Consider the following 1,417-nt stretch of genomic DNA (forward strand, 5'->3'; position numbering starts at 1 on the left):
TCGAAGCCATAGTCGTTGCCCCAGGCGGTCAGCACCGCCGCATTGGCCGGCAGCGCGATGACATTGTAGGCCTTGCGCTCCTTGAGAAAGCGGCCGACCAGTTCGCCGGCAATGTGGATGGCGTCGCTGGCCGAGCCGCCATTGCCGGCGATGAGCAAGGCCTTCCCCGACGAAAGCGCCGTCACCACCGCGCTCGCCGCCCGCTCCATCTCACCGGTCAGGTCCCGTTCGACCATGGCTGATATGGCAGCCGCCGAGCGGACAAGGTAATCGTTCAAGTCGGACATGAAACCCTCAGTTTGTGGTGCCGCCGGCGCGCAATTTGCCAATGGTGTTGGTGGTGCTTTTTCCAGCGACGAGATCGACCAGCACGACGCGTCCGCCGGCCTTCTGCACCACATCGGCGCCGACCACGGTATCGACCGTGTAATCGGCGCCCTTGACCAGTATGTCGGGCAGCAGCGCTTCGATCAGCGCCAGCGGCGTATCTTCCTCGAACACCACGACCGCGTCGACCGAGGCGAGTGCTGCCAGCACGCAGGCGCGGTCGTGCTGGTCGTTGACCGGCCGGCCGGCGCCCTTCAGGCGCCGCACCGAGGCATCGCTGTTGAGGCCGAGCACCAGCCGGTCGCACTGGCTTCGCGCCGCGTGCAGCAAGCTGACATGGCCGGCATGCAGGATGTCGAAGCAACCATTGGTGAAGCCGACGCTCAGGCCCTCTTCCTTCCACGCCGCCACCATGCGGGCGGCCGATGTGGCGTCGAGGATGGCGTCCTTGTGGGCGGTCGGCCCATGTGAACGGAACAGCGCGCCGGTGAGTTCCTCGACCGTCAGCCGCGCTGTGCCGCGTTTTCCCACAACGACGCCACCAGCGGCATTGGCGATCGAAGCGGCCATGACCGTATCGGCGCCTACGGCCAGCGCCAGCGCGAAGCTCGCGATCACCGTATCGCCGGCGCCCGAAACGTCGAACACTTCGCGCGCCTGGGTGGCGATGTGGCGCGCCTCGTCGGGGCCGACCACGCTCATGCCCTTTTCGCTGCGCGTCGCAACGACGAAATCGAAACCATGTGCCGAAATCAGCTGGCGCGCGGCAGCCACGATCTCGTCATCGGCGAACACCGCATGGCCGACGGCCTCGCCGAGTTCCTTGCGGTTGGGGGTGATGGCGGTCGCCCCGGCATAGCGCGCGTAATCGCGGCCCTTCGGGTCGACCAGCACCGGCTTTCCAGCCTCGCGGCAGATGGCGATCAAGTCGCCGGCGACGCCGTCGAGCAGGATGCCTTTGCCGTAATCGGACAGGATGACGATGTCGGCGTGCGCCAGCGCGGCGCGGAAATGGCGGATCAGGCCGGCTCGCTCCGCGGCGCCGAGCGGCTTGATCTCCTCTTCATCGAAACGCAGCACCTGCTGGTTG

At 66.8% G+C, this 1,417-nt stretch carries 2 protein-coding genes; both read right to left on the reverse strand.

The annotated features are described in order from the left end of the window. A partial coding sequence (locus EOA22_RS33540) for an SIS domain-containing protein (protein WP_127387827.1) occupies positions 1-287 on the reverse strand: 287 nt, incomplete at its 3' end. Between the two features lie 7 nt (positions 288-294). Then, positions 295-1,417: D-glycero-beta-D-manno-heptose 1-phosphate adenylyltransferase (gene rfaE2, locus EOA22_RS33545; protein WP_127390610.1), on the reverse strand; the 1,123-nt coding region annotated here is incomplete at its 5' end.

Origin of the sequence: Mesorhizobium sp. M7A.F.Ca.US.014.04.1.1, assembly GCF_003998745.1 — a bacterium.
GTDB lineage: Bacteria > Pseudomonadota > Alphaproteobacteria > Rhizobiales > Rhizobiaceae > Mesorhizobium > Mesorhizobium ciceri.